The sequence below is a fragment of the Propioniciclava soli genome, from assembly GCF_038502305.1.
Lineage (GTDB): Bacteria > Actinomycetota > Actinomycetes > Propionibacteriales > Propionibacteriaceae > Propioniciclava > Propioniciclava soli.
The window spans coordinates 2,894,260-2,911,928 of sequence record NZ_CP115965.1 but is presented as its reverse complement, the minus strand read 5'-3'; the positions used below and the strand labels follow the sequence as shown (position 1 = coordinate 2,911,928).

Here is a 17,669-nt window from a genome sequence, read left to right as displayed (position 1 = left end):
CACCTCGACCCAAACGGACAACACCTGAGCTGTGGATAACTGCTGATCCGAGCTTGGGCGTGGCGCACGCTCTTCTCCATGACACAAGCCTCGGAGCGCATCGACCTGCGCATGGTTTCCGGAACCACCCGCGCGCAACGCGCTGTCGTCTCGCGGGTGGAACACGCCCGCCGCCTGGCCGCGGCCCTCGAGTTGGCGGCCACCCACGGCGGTGTCCTCACCCGGGCCATGCTGCTGGACGACGGCATGACCACGGGACAGATCCGTTCTGAGGTCGAGCGGGGCGCGTTCCAGCGCCTCGGACGCCACACGCTCGGCCTCACCGGCCGGGAACTCACCGAGGCAGCCACCTGGTGGAGGGCTCTGTGGGAGTCGGGGCCGCGGGCGGTGCTGGACGGGCCGACGGCTCTGCTCGCCGCCGGCCTTCGTGGCTGGATCGAGCCGGTGATTCACGTGAGCGTGCCGCACAACACCGCGCCGCGCAGCATTCCCGGGGTGCAGCACCGCCAGCTGCGCGACCTCGGTGCCGTCGCCGGGGCCGGCCTGCGTCACACCAAGCCCCACGTGGCGGTGATCCGGGCGGCCCAGTGGGCTGCTACCGACAAGGCGGCGGCCACCCTCATCGCGATGACGGTGCAGCAGCGCCTGGTCATGCCCGCGACCCTGCTCGCCCACTGGCACTCGGTGATCTACTCGGCGCGGCGCCCGGTGCTCGATGGGGTGATCCGTGATGTGTGTGACGGTGCCCACTCCCTGAACGAACTCGACTTCGCGGCGAGGTGCCGGCGCCGCAGGCTCCCCGAACCCACGCGCCAGGCAGTGCGGGTCAGCGACAACGGCCGGGTCTACCTGGACGCGCTCTTCGAGCCCGAGGGCGTCCACGTCGAGATTCAGGGTGCCGGCCACTTCGAGGGGACTGCAGGTGTCGCCGACGCGTTGCGGTTCAACGGCCTCGCCATCCGCGAGCCAGGGGTGGTGCGCCTGCAGATTCCCGTGTTGGGGCTGCGGACGGATCCGGACGCCTTCATGGACCAGGTCGCGGCCGCACTCGCCGCGTCCCGCAAGCGCGCCAGCTGACGCCCCCACCCCCTCCAGCGTCGCCCATCGCCGACGCAAGAGCATTTGGACCCGAGGAAATGGCGCCATGGCGCCATTTCCTCGGGTCCAAATGCCAAATGAACGAGGGCGCACTCCCAACCCCACCCGCCGGGGGGTGGGTGGTCAGACGCCGGGGGAGGACAGCCGCGCGATCACGTCGTTGAACGCCTGGGACGGGCGCATCACGGCGGTCGTCTTGTCGGCATCCGGGCGGTAGTAGCCGCCCAGGTCGGCCGGGGAACCCTGGACGCCGATCAGCTCCTCGCTGATCAGCTCCGCCTTGCCCTCCAACTCCGCGGCGACGACGCCGAAGATCTCGGCCAGCTCCGGATCGGCGTCCTGCTCGGCGAGCTCGCGCGCCCAGTACGTGGCGAGCCACGCGTGGGAACCGCGGTTGTCGATCTGGCCGACCTTGCGCGCCGGCGACCGGCCCTCGTTGAGCAGGGTGCCGGTGGCGGCGTCCAGCGCCTTGGCCAGCACGGACGCGCGCGGGTTGTCGGACGTCCGGGCCAGGTGTTCGAGGCTCTCCGCCAGCGCAAGGAATTCACCCAGGGAGTCCCAACGCAGGTAGTTCTCCGCCTCCAGCTGCTGCACGTGCTTGGGCGCCGAGCCACCGGCACCGGTCTCGAACAGCCCGCCGCCGTTCATGAGCGGCACGACCGAGAGCATCTTCGCCGACGTCCCCAGCTCGAGGATGGGGAACAGGTCGGTGTTGTAGTCGCGCAGCACGTTGCCGGTCACCGAGATCGTGTCCTCACCCCGACGGATGCGCTCGATGGACGCCTGCGTCGCCTCCACGGGGCTCATGATCGAGATGTCCAGGCCCTCGGTGTCGTGCTCGCCCAGGAAGCGCTCGACCAGCGTGATCAGGTTGCGGTCGTGCGCGCGCTCCGGGTCGAGCCAGAAGATCGCGGGCGTCCCCGACACGCGGGCCCGGGTCACGGCGAGCTTCACCCAGTCGCGGATGGGGGCGTCCTTGGTTTGGCACGCGCGCCAGATGTCACCGGGGGCCACGTCGTGCTCCATGAGGACGTTGCCGGCGGCGTCCACCACCTGCACCTTGCCCGACGTCTCGATCTCGAACGTCTTGTCGTGGCTGCCGTACTCCTCGGCCTTCTGCGCCATGAGGCCGACGTTCGGCACCGAGCCCATCGTGGTCGGGTCGTAAGCACCGTTCGCCTTGCAGTCGTCGATGACGGCCTGGTACACCCCGGCGTAGCTCGAATCGGGGATGACGGCGAGGGTGTCCGCCTCCTCGCCGTCGGGGCCCCACATGTGGCCCGAGGTGCGGATCATGGCCGGCATCGAGGCGTCCACGATCACGTCGGAGGGGACGTGGAGGTTCGTGATGCCCTTGTCGGAATTCACCATGGCGAGCTTGGGGCCCTCGTCGAGCTCGGCCTCGATCAGGCTGCGGATCGCGGCGCCGTCCTCAAGGGCGTCCAGCCCGGCGAGAATCGCGCCGAGGCCGTTGTTGGGGCTCAACCCGGCGGACGCCAGCGCGTCGCCGTACTGCGCAAACGTCTTCGGCAGGAAGGCGCGCACGACGTGGCCGAAGATGATCGGGTCGGAGACCTTCATCATCGTGGCCTTCAGGTGGACGCTGAACAGGACGCCCAGCTCGCGGGCCCGCTCGATCTGCTCGGCGAGGAAGCGGTCGAGGGCCGCCGCGCGCAGGACGGTGGCGTCCACGACCTCGCCCTCCAGCACGGGCAGCTTCTCCTTGAGGACGGTGACCGCTCCGTCAGAGCCCACGTGCTGGATGCGCAGCGTGTCGGCCTCGGGCATGATCACCGAGAGCTCGCCGGCGCGGAAGTCGTCGGCGCCCATGGTGGCCACCTCGGTCTTCGAGTCGGACGACCAGGCCCCCATCGAGTGTGGGTGGGAGCGGGCGTAGTTCTTCACGGCCAGCGGGGCGCGACGGTCGGAGTTGCCTTCGCGGAGCACGGGGTTCACCGCCGAGCCTTTGACGGCGTCATAGCGGGCGCGCTCGTCGTCGGAGGCGGCGTCGTAGTCGGGCAGGTCGTACCCGAGCGCCTGCAGCTCCGCGATGGCGGCCTTCAACTGGGGCACCGACGCCGAGATGTTCGGCAGCTTGATGATGTTGGCTTCCGGCGTCTTGGCCAGCTCACCCAGCTCGGCGAGGTCGTCGGCGACCTGCTGCTCGGCCGGGAGCCGATCCGCGAACGCGGCGAGGATGCGCCCGGCCAGCGAGATGTCACGCGTCTCGACCTCGACGCCCGCCTGGCTCGCGAACGCCTGGACCACCGGCAGGAATGAATGCGTCGCGAGGAACGGTGCCTCGTCGGTCCAGGTGTAGATGATCGTGGCCATGCGGATCAGGGTCCTCTCGCTGCCGGGCAGGGTCGGTGCCAGCCTATGCGAATCGGACGCCGCCGCGTGCCGGATGCGGCCGGTCCCGAGGGCTGGGGCGGCGTCCGTCCGGGTGGTTGCCGCGGTGGTGGACGCCGGCCGGGGCGTCCGCGTCGACAACCCATGCGCAAGCACGCCGTGTCGACGCGACCGGGGCGTCCGTGTCGAGAACCCATGCGCAAGCACGGCTCGTCGATGCGCTGGGCCGCTCGTTGTCGGACGAGGCGCCATGCCGTGCACTTGGTGCACTCTGCCCTCACCTGGCGCACCCCGAAACGACCTGGCGCAGTCGACCTCACGTCGCGGCCCGTGCGCGGCCCGCCACGTGAGCGGCGCTGCGCCACGTGGGGTTGAAGTGCGCCCCGTGCCGTTGAACTGCGCCACGTGACGCCGTGCTGGGCAATACCAGCACCGGCAACACCGAGAACGGTGCTGGGGCGACCGATCGAAACCGGACCAGGTTCCGGGCGCCACCCGCCCACCCCTACCAGAACGCAGCGGGGCCCCCGCGGACGCGGTCGTCGACGGAGGCCCATGGGCAGCGGCCGGAGAAGCGTGACGATTCCAGCCGGACAGGCGTCCAGGAAGTCCCCTCGCCCACGTCACCCAACGAGGTGGCCGTCTGCAGACCGCCGACGGACGACAGGAACACCCATCCTTGCTCTCCCGGAGGAGCGCGTGGATCCCTTTCTAGTCCTCCGGTCAAGCACGCGCAAGGTGTGGGCGTGTCGTCCACAGGGGAGTCGGTGAATTCCACAGGGGAGTTCCACGCTGTCCACACGTCCCCGCGGGGGCCTGTGGACAACCGCCCTCAGCGCTCGTCCATCGGAACGAACGACCGCTCGCGGTGCCCCGTGTAGATCTGCTTGGGCCGCATGATCTTCTGCTCCGGGTCGGTGACGCCCTCCAGCCACTGGGCGCACCAACCCGCCGTCCGCGGCACGGCGAAGAGCACCGTGAACATCTCGGGCGGGAAGCGCAGCGCCTCGTAGATCAGCCCCGAGTAGAAGTCGACGTTGGGGTAGAGGCGCCGCTTGACGAAGTACTCGTCCTCCAGCGCGATCTTCTCCAGTTCGAGCGCGATCTCCAGCAGCGGATTCACGCCGGTGACCTCGAACACCTCCTCGGTCGACTTCTTGATCACCTTGGCGCGCGGGTCGTAGTTCTTGTACACCCGGTGCCCGAATCCCATGAGCCGGGTGCGTCCGTTCTTCACACCATCGATGAAATCGCCCACCTTGTCCTTCGAGCCGATCTCGCGCAGCATCTTCAGCACCGCCTCGTTGGCCCCGCCGTGCAACGGGCCGAAGAGCGCCCCGATGCCGGCACCCGAGGAGGTGTAGACGTCGTTGCCGGCGGACGCCACGGAACGCACCGCGTTCGTCGAGCAGTTCTGTTCGTGGTCGGCGTGCAGAATGAACAGCGTCTCCATGGCCCGCGACACCCGCGGATCGGGCCGGTACACCCGCTGTTGGCTCTGGAACAACATCGCCAGGAAGTTGTCGACGTAGCCCAGTTCGTCGTTGGGGTACACGAAGTGGCGTCCGATCGAGTGGCGGTACGACCAGGCGGCCATCGTCGGGATCTTCGCGATCAGTCGCACGATGTTCATGTCGCGCGCCCCCGGGTCGTCGAGGCGTCGCGAACTCGGGTAGAAGGTCTGCATGGACGCCACCGCGGCCATCAGTTTGGCCATCGGGTGGGCGTCGTGGCGATAGGCGCGAATGAAGCTCGCCACGTTCTCGTGCACGAAGCGGTGGGTGTTGACCAGCTTGTCCCATTCCGCCAGTTGGTCGGCGGTGGGGAGTTCGCCCTTGAGCAGCAGGTATGCCACCTCGAGGTGGGTCGAGTGCTGCGCGAGCTGTTCGATCGGGTAGCCGCGGTATTCGAGAATGCCCGCGTCGCCGTCGATGTAGGTGATCGAGGAATGGCAGGCGGCCGTGTTCACGAATCCGGGGTCGAAGGAGGTGAGCGGTCCGTCGTGGGTGGGGATGGCGCGCAGGTCGGTGGCGCGAATGCTGCCTTCGGTGATCGGCAGCTCCGCGCTGTTCGAGCCGGCGGTGATGGTGAGGGAGTCCGACATGCCAGCACCCTAGGCGCCAATCGGACGCCGTGGGCGCCTGTCCACACCGCGTCCGGGTGACCCGGGGCTGCGAATGCTGTGCCCCGAATCGGGCCCCTGCTCCGCGCCCGCACGCGGTGGGCGACCCTACGACCGGAATCCGCGGCGGAATCCACGCCAGCAGCCCGCGGCCGGGTGCCGCGCTCAGCGCACCGCCGGCGTTGCTTGTTCGAACCGCAGCCGCCAGGACCCGTCGTGCTTCACCCACAGCGAGCTGCGCAGGGTCACGGCGGACGCCGAGCGCGCCCGCCAGCGCACCTGGACGATCCACGGCGCCAGGACGTCGACACCCTCCACCTCGACGCGCACGGGCTCGGGCAGCGGCGCCAGCGTGGCCAGCAGCCGGCCCTTGCCCGCGGCGCGTCCGCGCTCGTCGTGCAGCACGAAGTGGGGGTGCAGGTGGGACGCGAACCCGTCGCGGTCGGAGCGCAGGGCGTCCGACAGCAAAGCCCTGGTCACACCGACGACGGGGTGCTCGTCGGCGTCGTCGCCACCCTCGGCGAGGGCGTCCAGCAGGTCGGGTTCGGCCCGGGCGCCCGGCGTCACGTCGAGGGAGCCGGAGGTGATGACGTCCGCCGCGAACCCCGGACCCTCGTCCACCGGGACGCCCCGCTGGTAGGCGGTCGCGGCGGCGCGGGCGCGGGCGTCCGCCGCTTCGTTGAGCTCGTGACCGGCGTGACCTTTGACCCACTCGAACGTCACGCGGCGGCCTGCGATGGCCCGGTCGATGCCCTGCAGCAGCTCGACGTTCAACACCGGCTTGCCGTCGGCCTTCTTCCAGCCCTTGCGCTTCCAGCCCGGCATCCATTTCGTCACGGCGTTGATGACGTACTGGGAGTCGCAGTAGACGAGCAGGTCGTCGCCGGCACCGGCGGTCTGCTCGAGCAGGTCGAGGACGGCCATCAGCTCGCCCATGTTGTTGGTACCGTGCTTCCAGCCCCCGGCACGCCACCGGTCACCGTCGACGAACCATGCCCACCCCGCGGGGCCTGGATTGGACAGCGACGAACCGTCGGCGGCAGCGATGATCACGGCGTCCATTCTGCCCGGCCTGCAAGCGTCCCCCACGCATCGGGACGCCTGACGTCACGGGTTCGGCCGGACCAGCCCCGCGTCGTAGGCGAGCACCACCAACTGGACGCGGTCGCGCGCGTTGAGCTTGGAGAGCAGGTGGCCGACGTGGGTCTTCACCGTCGGCTCCGCCAGCCAGAGCTGCTGCGCGATCTCGGTGTTGGTGTGGCCCTGGGCGATCGCGGTGAGCACCTCGAGCTCACGCTCGGTGAGCACGTCGAGTCGCTCCCGGGCCCGCGAGGCGGCCTCACCCGTGATCGGCAGCATCGGCACGAACCGCTCCAACAGGCGGCGCGTCGCCGTGGGCGCCACGACGGCCTCGCCGCCATGCACGGCGCGGATGCCGGCGAGCAATTCGGCCGGGCCGGCGTCCTTCAACAGGAACCCGGACGCCCCCGCGTGCAGCGCAGCGTACACGTACTCGTCGAGGTCGAAGGTGGTGAGCACCAGCACCTTCGCCGAGGAGCCCGAGTCGACAATGCGGCGCGTGGCCTCGACGCCGTCCATCACGGGCATGCGGATGTCCATGAGGACGACATCGCAGCCGCCCCCGGTGGTGGCGCGAGCCACGGCGTCGCGGCCGTTGCCGACCTCGGCGACGACGGTCATGTCTTCTTGGGCGTCGAGAACCATGCGAAAGCCCAGCCGGACGAGTTCCTGGTCGTCGGCGAGCACGAGGCGCAGGGGAGCGGTCATGGTGTCCTTCCTGATGGGGTCGGGAATCGGGCGATCACGACGAAGCCGCCGTGCGGGTGGTTGCCGGCCTCGAGGGTGCCGCCGAACGCGGCGACGCGCTCGCGCATGCCGATGAGGCCGTGGCCGAGGCCGTCGTGGGTGGTGGAACCGTTGCCGTCGTCGCGCACCTGCACGGTGAGCACGGCGGGCGCGTGGTCGATGCTCACCAGCACGCGGGCGTCCGGCCCGGCGTGCTTGACGGCGTTGGTGAGGGCCTCTTGGATGATGCGGTACGCCGCGAGCTCCAGCCCTGGGCCGAGGCGGGAGCGCAGCAGCGGGTCGCCGGTGACCTCCATGCGGACGCTGCGGCCGGCGTCCGCCAGGTGGGTGACGAGGTCGAACACCTCGCCGAGCCCGGCGGCCGGCTCCCGTTCGGTGCCGGAATCGCTGCGCAGGACGCCCACCAGGCGCCGCGTCTCCCCAAGCGCGTCGTGGGCCGTGGCGCGGATCGTCTGCAGGGCCTTCTCGGCGGTGGCCAACCGGATGGCGGGGTCGCCGTCCATGCCCGCGGCGTAGGCGCCGCCGTCGGCCTGCACGACGATGACGGCCAGGCTGTGCGCCACCACGTCGTGCATCTCGCGGGCGATGCGCTGGCGCTCCTCGGACGCGGTGAGCTGCACCTGCTGCACCTGCTGCTGCTCGACGGCCCGGGCCCGCTCGGCCGCCGACACCCGGGACTCACCGAGGCTGCGGGTCAGCGCCCCGAGGGCCCAGCAGGCGGCGACGAGCGACAGCAGCAACCCGGCGATCAGAATGGTCGTCTCGACCGAGCCGGCCGCCCAGTCCCCGGCCGCGGCCAGCGCGGCGAGGACGGACGTCGCCAACCACCAGGGCCGGGCGCGGGGCCTCCCGTGGGCGGCAACGGCGAAGATCATGAACGGGACGGCCACGTTGCCCGGCGCCGGCACCTGCACCAGCCAGAGCTGGAGGAGGTGGGGCACCGTCAGGGCGAGGGCGGCGAGGTCGGTGTGGGTGCGGCGCCACGCGAGCGGGCCGATGCACACGACGGTGTGCAGCAACCCCAGGAACGGGCCGTACATCGCGGTGCTGAAGCCCAGCACGGGCACGGCGAGGACGGCGGCGGCGATGAGGTCGGCGGTGAACGGGCGGCTGTTCCACCAGGACGTGGGCGCGGCGTTCATCACCCGGCCAGCCTACGGCGGCCCCCCGTCCGAGACGTCCACCCCCGGCCGGGAACCGTCTCCACCTCCGGGCCCCCGCCCGGCACCCCGCAGTGGCACCCGACAGCGGCACCCCGCAGTGGCACCCGGCGGAGGCACTCCCACCGGCATTTGGACCCGAGGCAACGGCGCCATGGCGCCATTTCCTCGGGTCCAAATGCCAAGGAGGCAGCGCCGCCAGCAGCGCCAGTAGCGTCCAGCGCCGGTCGGTCAGTGGGGGTGTTGGTGGCGGGAGTGGTCGTGCCCGGGGGCGTCCGGCTTGTGCGGGTCGTCCAGTACGTCGGGCTCGGGGGCGTGGGCGTGCAGGGAGCCGAGGCCGTAGGCGTCCGCCAAGTGTTCTCGTGTTAGCACCTCGGCCGGCGGCCCGGCGGCGACGCAGCGCCCCGCCATCAGCACCACCCAGTCGGCCGCGCGGGCCTCGTCCAGGTCGTGGGTGGTGAGGACGACGGCGTGGCCGCGCTCGCGCTCGGTGTGGATGATCTGGTCGATCACCCGGGCCGAGGTGATGTCGAGGCCGGTCAGCGGCTCGTCCAGCAGGAGGGCTTCATGGTCCTGCGTCATGCCCTGGGCGACGTAGACCCGCTGCCGCTGCCCGCCCGAGAGTTCGTCGAGGTGCCGGTCGGCCAGATCGGTGACACCCAGGCGTTCCATCGCGCGCTCGACGCGGGCGCGGTCGTCGGCGGACGGGCGACCGAACCAGCCCAGCTTCGGGTACAGCCCCATGCCCACGGCTTCGCGCACCGTGATCGGCGTGCCAGCCGGGAACGCGAGCGACTGCATCACGTAGCTCACCTTCGGCGGTCGCACGCGCGGCGAGCCGCCCAGCACCGTCAGGCGCCCGGCCAGCGGCTCCAACACGCCGCCCAGCGCATTCAGCACGGTCGACTTGCCCGAGCCGTTGGGCCCGATGATCGCGGTGACCGCCCGGTGCGGAATGGTGAAACGGGACGCCGCGACGGCCACCTGGTTGCCGTACCCCAGGCGGAGGTCGACGGCCTCGGCGAGCAGCTCGGTCATGCTGCCACCACCCGCCGGCGACGCGCCGCGGCGACGCCCCGGGTGAGCGCCAACAACAGGAAGAACAGCGCCACCGCGACCAACGCGATGGTGGCGGCGCCGGCGGTCTGCAGGTGGTAGCTGAGGGTCAGCCCCAGCCACACCGAGAGCGCACCCAGCGCCACCGACCACACGAACATGCGCGGCACGGTGCGGCTGAGCAGGGACGCCGCGGCCGGCGGCCCGACGAGCAGCCCGAACACCAACAGGGTGCCGACCGCTTGGAAGCTGGCGATCACGGCGGTGGCGATGAGGACGAGCAGCGCGGCGTGCGCGAATCGCGGCCGCATGCCCAGGCTCTGCGCCTTGGTCGCGGAGAAACTCAGCGCCAACAACGGGCGAAACAGCACCACGGCCGCGGCGATCACCACCGCCCCCATCACCACCATGGTGGTGATGAGTTCGTCGGTGACCCCGAAGATGTCCCCGAACAGGATCGACGTGAGGCTGCCGGTGTAGGCGTTCGAGCGGGAGATGATCGTCACCCCCAGCGCCATCATGCCCACGAACAGCAGGCCGATCGCCGTGTCCTCCTTCAGCGCCGTCTGCCGGTGGATGAGCTCGATGCCCCCCACCATGAACAGCGCCGCCACCGCCGCGCCGAGATACGGGTTGAACCCGAAGATCACCGCCGCCGCGATGCCGGGCAGCACGCCGTGCACGAAAGCGTCGCCGAAGAAGCTCATGCCGCGCAGCACCAGCCACACACCCACCACCGCACACATCACGGCGGCCACGAGCCCCCCGATCAGCGCCCGCTGCTGGAACCCCAGCAGGAACGGCTCGATCCACCAGTCCACAGCGGTCCACCAGTCCACAGCGGTGCAGACTACGCGAGCGCGTCGGCGATGAGGCGGGCGTTCGCGAGCATCATGCCGGCGTAGGTCGCGGCGTCCGTGCCGGGTGCGCCGACCGAGCCCTCGTACAGCTGGACGACCTGCACCTGCGTCCCCGCCTCGCGGGCCAGCGCCTCGACGAGCGCCGGGTTGACGGTGTTGTTGGAGAAGATGGCCTGCACGTCGTCCTCCTCGATCACCGCGACGAGTTCGGCCAGATCCGCCGAGCTGGGCTCGGCGTCCGTGCTGCCGCCGGGAATCACGACGCCCGCGACGTCGAAGTCGTAGGCCGCGGCGAAGTAGTTGTAGGCCTCGTGGTCGGTGATGAGGATGCGGTTCTCCGCCGGCACCGCGGCCAGGATCTCCCGGACCTCCGCGTCGGTCTCACGCAGGGACGCCGCCACCTCGGCCCCGCAGGAGGTGTACTGGTCGTCCCCGGTCGCGGACGCCAGCCGCTCGCCGATCTTCTCGGCCGCCAGCGCCATGCGGGCCACGTCCATGTGGACGTGCGGGTCCTCGGCGCCGTGGTCGTGACCGTCGTGATCCTCGGACGCCGCCTCCTCCGCGTGCGCGTGGCCGGCGTGTGCGTCGGCCTGGGACGCCTCGATCTCCTCATACGTCAGCGGGTCGAGGTCGGGGGCGACCTCGTAGACGGTGCCGCCGTCGGACGCCGCGTTCGCCAGTGCCGACTCCAGGCCCTGTTCCAGGCCGAGCCCGTTGGCCACGACGAGCTGTGCGCGCACCATCTGCGCCACCTGCGCCGAGCTCACCGCGAACGCGTGCGGGTCGTCCCCGGGCCCCATGAGGGTGGCCGACGTCGTGCCGGCGCACTGCGTGATGTCGGACAGCACGGAGCCGAGCTGGGTCGTCGTCGCGATGGCCACGGGGTCGGACGCCGCGGCGGTCGCGTCGGACACCCCCGCTGCGCTGGTCGAGCCAGCGGGGGACGTGCAGCCCGCGAGGGCCAGGCCGAGCGCGCCGACGAGCGCAGCGGAGCGGAGAGCGGTGGCGGTCATGGCGTCCACTGTAGGAGTTACTGAGAATCGTTTTCAAACTGTGGGCACCGGTTGCCACCGGCTGCGCGCGGGCCCACGGCATCGGCCATGCGGCCCGGCAGAGTAGCCTCGCCACGGAATCGAGGGCAGTCGCGGGAAGGGGGGATCGTGTCCGAGGGCATGATGATGGGCCCGTCCCGCATCGACCCGCGCGATCGGGCGCAACTGGCCGAGTCGCCGGTGGAGATGCGCCGCGTCCGGGCGCTGTTCGCCCCGCACGCGGGCGCGTTGGGCGTGGTGGGCGTCGCGGTGGTCGCGTCCTCGCTGGTCGGTCTCGCCCAGCCGTTCCTGCTGCGCGCGATCATCGACGACGCCCTGCCCCACGCCAACCTCGAGCTGCTCGGGTGGGCGGTGGCGGGCATGGTGGCCGTGGCGGTGCTCACCGGGGTGCTCGGCGTCGTCCAGACGTGGCTCGCGACCACCATGGGGCAGCGCGTGATGAACGAGCTGCGGACGTCGGTGTTCGCCCACATCCAGCGCCAGTCAATGGCGTTCTTCAAGCGGACGCGCGGCGGCGACATCCAGTCCCGCCTCATCAACGATGTGGCCGGGCTGCAGTCCGTGGTGACGAACACCGCCACGTCGGTGGCGTCCAACGTCACCACCGCGATCGGCACCGCCGTGGCCATGGTGATCCTCGACTGGCGGCTCAGCCTGATCTCGCTCGTGGTCGTGCCGCCGGCGGTGTGGTTGACGCGCCGGGTGGCCCTGCTGCGCCGCGACATCACCGCCGAGCGGCAACGCGTCATGGCCGACCTGCACGGGCAGGTGGAGGAGGCGCTCAGCGTCAGCGGCGCCCTGCTCACCAAGACCCTCGGCGCCGAGCCGGCGCGGCAGGCGTCCTTCGAGGCCACCTCGACCAGCCTGGCCGATCTCGAGGTCCGCAGCCAGCTGGCCGGCAAGTGGCGGATGGCGACCATGCAGATCGTCTTCGCCGTCATCCCGGCGCTGATCTACCTCGCCGCCGGCTTCCCCGCCGTGATGGGCGAACTCACCATCGGCACCGTCGTGGCATTCGCCGCCCTGCAGTCGCAGATCTTCCGGCCGCTGCTGGGGCTGCTGAGCATGGGCGCCCAGTGGATCGCCTCCATGGCCCTGCTCTCCCGCATCTTCGGCTACCTCGACCTCACCGTCGACGTGCCGGCGCCCCTGCACCCGGTGCCCCTCCCGCCGGACGCCGCGGGTGCGGTCTCGTTCGAGGCCGTGTCCTACCGCTACCCGGACGCCGACGTCGACGCCCTCGTGGACGTCGACCTCGAGCTCACGCCCGGCACGTCGCTGGCCGTGGTGGGGGAGACCGGGTCGGGCAAGTCGACGCTGGCCTCCCTGCTGGTGCGGCTCGCGGACCCGACCGCGGGCACGATCCGCGTCGACGGCGTCGACCTGCGTGACCTCGCCCCGGCCGATCTCGCCCGGCACGTCGGCGTCGTCAGCCAGGAGACATACCTGGCGCACGCGTCCATCCGCGACAATCTCACCCAGGCCCGGCCCGACGCCACGGACGCCGACCTGTGGGATGCCCTCCGCGTGGCCCAGGTGGACGAGGTCGTCCGCCGCCTGCCGGACGGGTTGGACACCGTGGTCGGCGCCCGCGGGCACCGCTTCTCCGGGGGCGAGCGCCAGCGGCTGGCGGTGGCGCGGACGGTGCTCGTCGACCCGCGGGTTCTCGTGCTGGACGAGGCGACCAGCGCGCTCGACACCGAGACCGAGCGCGAGTTCCAGGCGGCGCTCGACCAGCTGGCCCGCGGGCGGACGACGGTGACCATCGCCCACCGGCTCAGCACGGTGCGCAGCGCCGACGCGATCATCGTCGTCGAGGCCGGCCGCATCGTGGAGCGGGGCACCCACGAGCAACTCCTCGCCGCCGGTGGTCGCTACGCCGCCTTGGCGTCCTGAGGAAGCGATCGGGTCACGCCGAGCCGCGGCGGTGCACCGACCCCGGCCGGGTCGGGCGTCGTACCATGCGGGCCATGCTCGAGTTGACCCTGGCGCGCGGCATCTGGCTCACCCCCGACCTGCTCGCCTGGCCACCCTGCGCGCTCGGCGAGCACGCGGCGTCCGCCCTTGACTGGGCGCTCCACGCCGCGCCCGAGGGCGGCATCGACCCGCGCGCGGCCGAGCCGGTCGCGTGGCAGACGTTTCCCCTCGCGGTGGAGCCGGCGTTGCCCGACGACATCGTCGCCCAGCACCCGCACCTGGCCCGGGCCGTCGCGTTGTGGCTGCCCCCGGGCGTGGACGCCGCCGAGACACTTCGCGGGCAGGTCGTGGTGGCCGCGCACGACGCGTCCGGGACGCTGGTCGAGGCGTCCGGCGTCCAGAACGGGCCGGTGCTCGACCGGCTGTACCCCGAGGCCGTCCACGCGCGCCTTGGCCTGCGCTGGGACGCCGGCGTCCCCTCCCTCCGCGTGTGGGCGCCGACGGCCCGGCAGGTCGACGTCCTGCTCTGGCCCTCCGGCGCGGCCTCGACCGACGCGCCCCGACGCCTGGCCATGGCGCCGGCGTCCGACGGCACGTGGAGCATCACGGGTGCACCCGACTGGGCGGAGGCCCGCTACCAGTACGCCGTCACCGTGTTCGCGCCCACGTTCGGCCGCGTCGTGGAGAACCGCGTGACCGACCCCTACTCGGTGGCGCTCACGGTGAACTCGACGCGCTCCGTGATCGCCGATCTGGACGACCCGGCCCTGCGCCCGCCCGTATGGGAGGACACGCCGTCGCCCCTGCTGGGCCACGCCGTCGACCAGGTGGCCTACGAGCTGCACGTGCGCGACTTCAGCCGCAGCGACGAACTCATCGCGCCGGAGCTGCGCGGCACCTACGCCGCGTTCACCGAAGACGGTCACGGCCGCCGCCATCTCGCGCGCCTCGCCGCGGCCGGGCTCAACACCGTGCAGCTCCTGCCGATCTTCGACTACGCCTCGGTGGAGGAGGACGCCGCCCGGCAGGTCCACCCCGACCCGTCCGCGCTTCGCAGCGCGGCCCCGGACTCCGAGGGACCCCAGGGCGTGGTGCGGACGCCGCGGCGCTCATTCAACTGGGGCTACGACCCGTGGCACTACCAGGTGCCGGAGGGCTCGCTGGCCACGGCGGGCGCCGTCGACGGGGCGGGGCGCACGCGGGAGGTGCGCGCCATGATCGGGGCCCTGCACGGCCTGGGGCTGCGCGTGGTGCTCGACCAGGTGTACAACCACACCGACGGGTCCGGGCAGGGCGCCACCTCGGTGCTCGGACGCCTCGTGCCCGGCTACTACCACCGCCACGATCGTGATGGCGAGGTGTCACACTCCACGTGCTGCCCCGGCGTCGCCACCGAGCACGCGATAGCGGAGAAGCTCATGGTGGAGTCGGTCGTGCACTGGGTGCGGGCGTACCGGGTCGACGGGTTTCGCTTCGACCTGATGGGCCACCACAGCCGAGCCACGATGGAGCGCGTCCGGGCTGCGTTGGACGCCCTCACCCCCGACGCCGACGGCGTGGACGGCCGCGCCGTCACCCTCTACGGCGAGGGCTGGAACTTCGGCGAGGTGGCTGACAACACCCGGTTCGTCCAGGCCACCCAGGGCCAGCTCGGCGGCACCGGCATCGGCACGTTCTCCGACCGGCTGCGCGACGCGGTGCGGGGCGGCGCGCCCTTCGACGACGACCCCCGCGTGCAGGGCTTCGGCACCGGGCTGGTCACGACGCCCAACGGGGCGGCCGTCAACGGCGACGCCGGCGTCCGCGGCCAGCAACTGCTGCGCGACGCCGATCTCGTCCAGCTCGGGCTGGCGGGCACCCTGCGGGCGTTCCGGTTCCGTTCGCAGGAGACGGGGGAGGTCGTCCGCGGCGACCAGCTCGCCTATCGCGGCCAGCCCGCCGGCTACGCCGACGAGCCGGACGAGGTGATCAGCTACGTGGACGCCCACGACAACGAGACGCTGTTCGACGCGATCACCATGAAGCTGCCCCCCGACGTGCCGATGGCCCAGCGCGTCCGCGTCAACACGGTGTGCCTGGCGTTGGCCACGCTCGGGCAGAGCCCGGTGATGTGGCACGCGGGGTCGGACTTCCTGCGCAGCAAGTCGCTGGACCGCAACAGCTTCGACTCCGGCGACTGGTTCAACCACCTCGACTTCACGCTGGCCGACAACGGCTTCGGCGCCGGGCTGCCGCCCGCGTCCGACAACGCCGCCCACTGGCGATTCATGCGCCCGCTGCTGGCCGATCCGTCGCTCAAGCCGGACGCGGGCGCCATGCTCGCCGCTCACGAGGCGGCCTGCGACCTGCTGCGCATCCGCGCCTCCTCGAAGCTGTTTCGGCTGCGCAGTGCCGCGCAGATCGAGGCCAAGGTGTCCTTCCCGGTCTCGGGGACGTGGGCGCAGACCTCCGGGGTCGTCGTCATGCTGTTGGACGACCGGCGCGGCGAGGGTGTCGATGCGCGGTGGGACGCGATCGCCGTCGCCGTGAACGCCAACGCCTGGTCGGTGCGCCAAGAGGTCCCGGCGATGCGGGCCGGCGGTTGGGCCGTGCACCCCGCCCACGAGGCGGGCGCGGACGCCGTGGTGCGCCGGGCCCGCTGCGACGACGGCGTCCTGGCCCTGCCGGCCTGGACCTGCGCGGTGTTCGTGCACCCGCGGTGAGGGGCGGGTCAGGGTCCCGCCCGGCGCGCGGGGTCTGGTTTTCTTGCCTGGGTGACCATTAATGTGGCGCCGACCGATCCCGATGGCGGGGTCCGCACACCAGGAGGCCCGACATGGCCGCTGAACCCACCACGACGCTGACGCGCTCCGAACGCCTCGACCGGCTGCCCTTCAGCCGCGCGCACGGCAAGCTGCTGTTCGGCTCGGGCATCGGCTGGGCCCTGGACGCCATGGACGTGGGCATGATCTCGTTCGTCATGGCGGCCCTGGCCGCCCACTGGCAGCTGAGCTCCACCACGCTCAGCTGGATCGGATCGATCGGCTTCGTCGGCATGGCGCTCGGCGCCTCGCTGGGCGGCTTGCTCGCCGATCGCATCGGCCGGCGGCAGGTGTTCGCGCTGACGCTGCTGGTCTACGGGCTGGCCACGGGCGCGGCCGCGCTGTCCACCTCCGTCGCGATGCTGTTGGCGCTGCGGTTCCTGGTCGGGCTGGGGCTGGGCGGCGAACTGCCCGTGGCGTCCACCCTCGTCAGCGAGTACGCCCCGGCGAAGATTCGCGGCCGTGTGGTCGTGGCGCTGGAGGCGTTCTGGGCGGTCGGCTGGATCCTCGCCGCGCTCATCGGCTACTTCCTCATCCCCACCAGCCCCGACGGGTGGCGCTGGGCGCTGGCCATCGGCCTCGTCCCGGCCGCCTACGCCCTCGTGGTGCGCTGGGGCCTGCCCGAATCGGTGCGGTTCCTGGAGAGCAAGGGGCGCTTCGCCGAGGCGGAGGCGTCCGTGCGCACCTTCGAGGCGTCCGCGGGCGTGAAGAGCGTGCCGAGCCCCGACCTCGCCCCCGCCACGATGGAGGGCACGGTCTCGATCTGGGCGCCCGGCCTGCGCCGCCGCACCCTGGCGCTGTGGACCGTGTGGTTCTGCATCAACCTGTCCTACTACGGCGCGTTCATCTGGATCCCGAGCCTGCTGCACGAGCAGGGCTTCACGCTGGTGCGCAGCTTCCAGTTCACCCTCATCATCACGCTCGCGCAGCTGCCCGGGTACGCGGCCGCCGCGTGGCTGATCGAGGTGTGGGGACGCCGCGTCACCCTCGCGGTGTTCCTCGCCGGATCCGCCGTGGCCGCCGCGCTGTTCGGGTTTGCCGCCACCGAGACGATGATCCTCCTCTCCGGCTGCCTGCTGTCGTTCTTCAACCTCGGCGCCTGGGGCGCGCTGTACGCCGTCGGGCCCGAGCTGTACCCGACGTCGATCCGTGGCGCCGGCACCGGCGCGGCGGCGGCGTTCGGGCGCATCGCGTCCATCCTGGCGCCCCTCATCGTGCCGCCACTCATGGCTGCCGGGGGCATGGTGCTGCTGTTCGGTGTGTTCGGAACAGCCTTCGCGGTGGGGGCGGTGGCCGCCCTCGGCCTGCCCGAGCAACGCGGCCGCTCGCTGGCGGACGCCTGACCTCGGGCCGCGGCGGGAGGCAACAGCGCGACACCACGGGCGGGGCGTACGGCCGATGACCTAGCCTTGGGCGTGCAGAGC

12 protein-coding genes are annotated in these 17,669 nt (G+C 71.7%); 4 read left to right on the top strand and 8 right to left on the bottom strand.

Going from position 1 to position 17,669, the window contains the following annotated elements; all coding sequences use genetic code 11:
- Nucleotides 1-78 precede the first annotated feature (78 nt).
- The gene (locus PCC79_RS13110) at nucleotides 79-1,077 is read left to right on the top strand and encodes a hypothetical protein (protein ID WP_232548446.1); all 999 of its coding nucleotides are present in this window, start codon (nucleotides 79-81) and stop codon (nucleotides 1,075-1,077) included.
- Between the two features lie 144 nt (nucleotides 1,078-1,221).
- On the opposite strand, the gene PCC79_RS13105 is transcribed toward PCC79_RS13110, so the two are convergent.
- From PCC79_RS13105 to PCC79_RS13070, 8 genes are all read right to left on the bottom strand, one after another.
- On the bottom strand, nucleotides 1,222-3,432 hold the full coding sequence (locus PCC79_RS13105; protein ID WP_342372092.1) for an NADP-dependent isocitrate dehydrogenase: 2,211 nt from the start codon (nucleotides 3,430-3,432) through the stop codon (nucleotides 1,222-1,224).
- Between the two features lie 850 nt (nucleotides 3,433-4,282).
- Nucleotides 4,283-5,554 carry a citrate synthase gene (locus tag PCC79_RS13100; protein WP_342372091.1) on the bottom strand — a complete coding sequence of 424 codons (1,272 nt, stop codon included), beginning with the start codon at nucleotides 5,552-5,554 and terminating at the stop codon, nucleotides 4,283-4,285.
- A 183-nt stretch (nucleotides 5,555-5,737) separates the two neighbouring features.
- Nucleotides 5,738-6,625 carry an RNase H family protein gene (locus tag PCC79_RS13095; RefSeq protein WP_342372090.1) on the bottom strand — a complete coding sequence of 296 codons (888 nt, stop codon included), beginning with the start codon at nucleotides 6,623-6,625 and terminating at the stop codon, nucleotides 5,738-5,740.
- A gap of 54 nt (nucleotides 6,626-6,679) precedes the next feature.
- Nucleotides 6,680-7,360, bottom strand: coding sequence for a response regulator transcription factor (locus PCC79_RS13090; protein WP_342372089.1), 681 nt, complete (start codon nucleotides 7,358-7,360; stop codon nucleotides 6,680-6,682).
- Entirely contained in the window at nucleotides 7,357-8,541 is a 1,185-nt protein-coding gene (locus PCC79_RS13085; protein ID WP_342372088.1) for a sensor histidine kinase, read from the bottom strand. Before PCC79_RS13085 ends, PCC79_RS13090 begins: the two co-directional genes overlap by 4 nt.
- Nucleotides 8,542-8,790: 249 nt before the next feature.
- Complete coding sequence (locus PCC79_RS13080) at nucleotides 8,791-9,597, bottom strand: metal ABC transporter ATP-binding protein (RefSeq protein ID WP_342372087.1); 807 nt, start codon at nucleotides 9,595-9,597, stop codon at nucleotides 8,791-8,793.
- Nucleotides 9,594-10,454: a metal ABC transporter permease gene (locus PCC79_RS13075; protein WP_342372086.1), complete on the bottom strand. Its 861-nt coding sequence runs from the start codon at nucleotides 10,452-10,454 to the stop codon at nucleotides 9,594-9,596. The genes PCC79_RS13080 and PCC79_RS13075 overlap by 4 nt, the downstream gene beginning before the upstream one ends.
- A gap of 11 nt (nucleotides 10,455-10,465) precedes the next feature.
- On the bottom strand, nucleotides 10,466-11,488 hold the full coding sequence (locus PCC79_RS13070; protein ID WP_342372085.1) for a metal ABC transporter substrate-binding protein: 1,023 nt from the start codon (nucleotides 11,486-11,488) through the stop codon (nucleotides 10,466-10,468).
- A gap of 147 nt (nucleotides 11,489-11,635) precedes the next feature.
- Here PCC79_RS13070 and PCC79_RS13065 point away from each other — a divergent pair, with 147 nt between their 5' ends.
- The 3 genes from PCC79_RS13065 (at nucleotide 11,636) to PCC79_RS13055 (ending at nucleotide 17,588) form a co-directional block, all read left to right on the top strand.
- Nucleotides 11,636-13,423 (top strand): ABC transporter ATP-binding protein, encoded by a 1,788-nt coding sequence (locus PCC79_RS13065; protein ID WP_232548455.1) that lies wholly within the window; start codon nucleotides 11,636-11,638, stop codon nucleotides 13,421-13,423.
- 74 nt (nucleotides 13,424-13,497) lie between these two features.
- The gene (gene pulA, locus PCC79_RS13060; RefSeq protein WP_342372084.1) at nucleotides 13,498-16,146 is read left to right on the top strand and encodes a pullulanase-type alpha-1,6-glucosidase; all 2,649 of its coding nucleotides are present in this window, start codon (nucleotides 13,498-13,500) and stop codon (nucleotides 16,144-16,146) included.
- A gap of 113 nt (nucleotides 16,147-16,259) precedes the next feature.
- The gene (locus PCC79_RS13055) at nucleotides 16,260-17,588 is read left to right on the top strand and encodes an MFS transporter (protein ID WP_342372083.1); all 1,329 of its coding nucleotides are present in this window, start codon (nucleotides 16,260-16,262) and stop codon (nucleotides 17,586-17,588) included.
- Nucleotides 17,589-17,669: the final 81 nt, after the last annotated feature.

Excerpts from the sequence above, each read along its gene's own strand:
- PCC79_RS13070 (WP_342372085.1), bottom strand. The coding sequence starts at position 11,488 with ATGACCGCCACCGCTCTCCGCTCCGCTGCGCTCGTCGGCGCGCTCGGC.
- PCC79_RS13080 (WP_342372087.1), bottom strand. The coding sequence starts at position 9,597 with ATGACCGAGCTGCTCGCCGAGGCCGTCGACCTCCGCCTGGGGTACGGC.
- pulA (WP_342372084.1), top strand. The coding sequence starts at position 13,498 with ATGCTCGAGTTGACCCTGGCGCGCGGCATCTGGCTCACCCCCGACCTG.
- PCC79_RS13055 (WP_342372083.1), top strand. The coding sequence starts at position 16,260 with ATGGCCGCTGAACCCACCACGACGCTGACGCGCTCCGAACGCCTCGAC.
- PCC79_RS13110 (WP_232548446.1), top strand. The coding sequence starts at position 79 with ATGACACAAGCCTCGGAGCGCATCGACCTGCGCATGGTTTCCGGAACC.
- PCC79_RS13105 (WP_342372092.1), bottom strand. The coding sequence starts at position 3,432 with ATGGCCACGATCATCTACACCTGGACCGACGAGGCACCGTTCCTCGCG.
- PCC79_RS13085 (WP_342372088.1), bottom strand. The coding sequence starts at position 8,541 with ATGAACGCCGCGCCCACGTCCTGGTGGAACAGCCGCCCGTTCACCGCC.
- PCC79_RS13090 (WP_342372089.1), bottom strand. The coding sequence starts at position 7,360 with ATGACCGCTCCCCTGCGCCTCGTGCTCGCCGACGACCAGGAACTCGTC.
- PCC79_RS13100 (WP_342372091.1), bottom strand. The coding sequence starts at position 5,554 with ATGTCGGACTCCCTCACCATCACCGCCGGCTCGAACAGCGCGGAGCTG.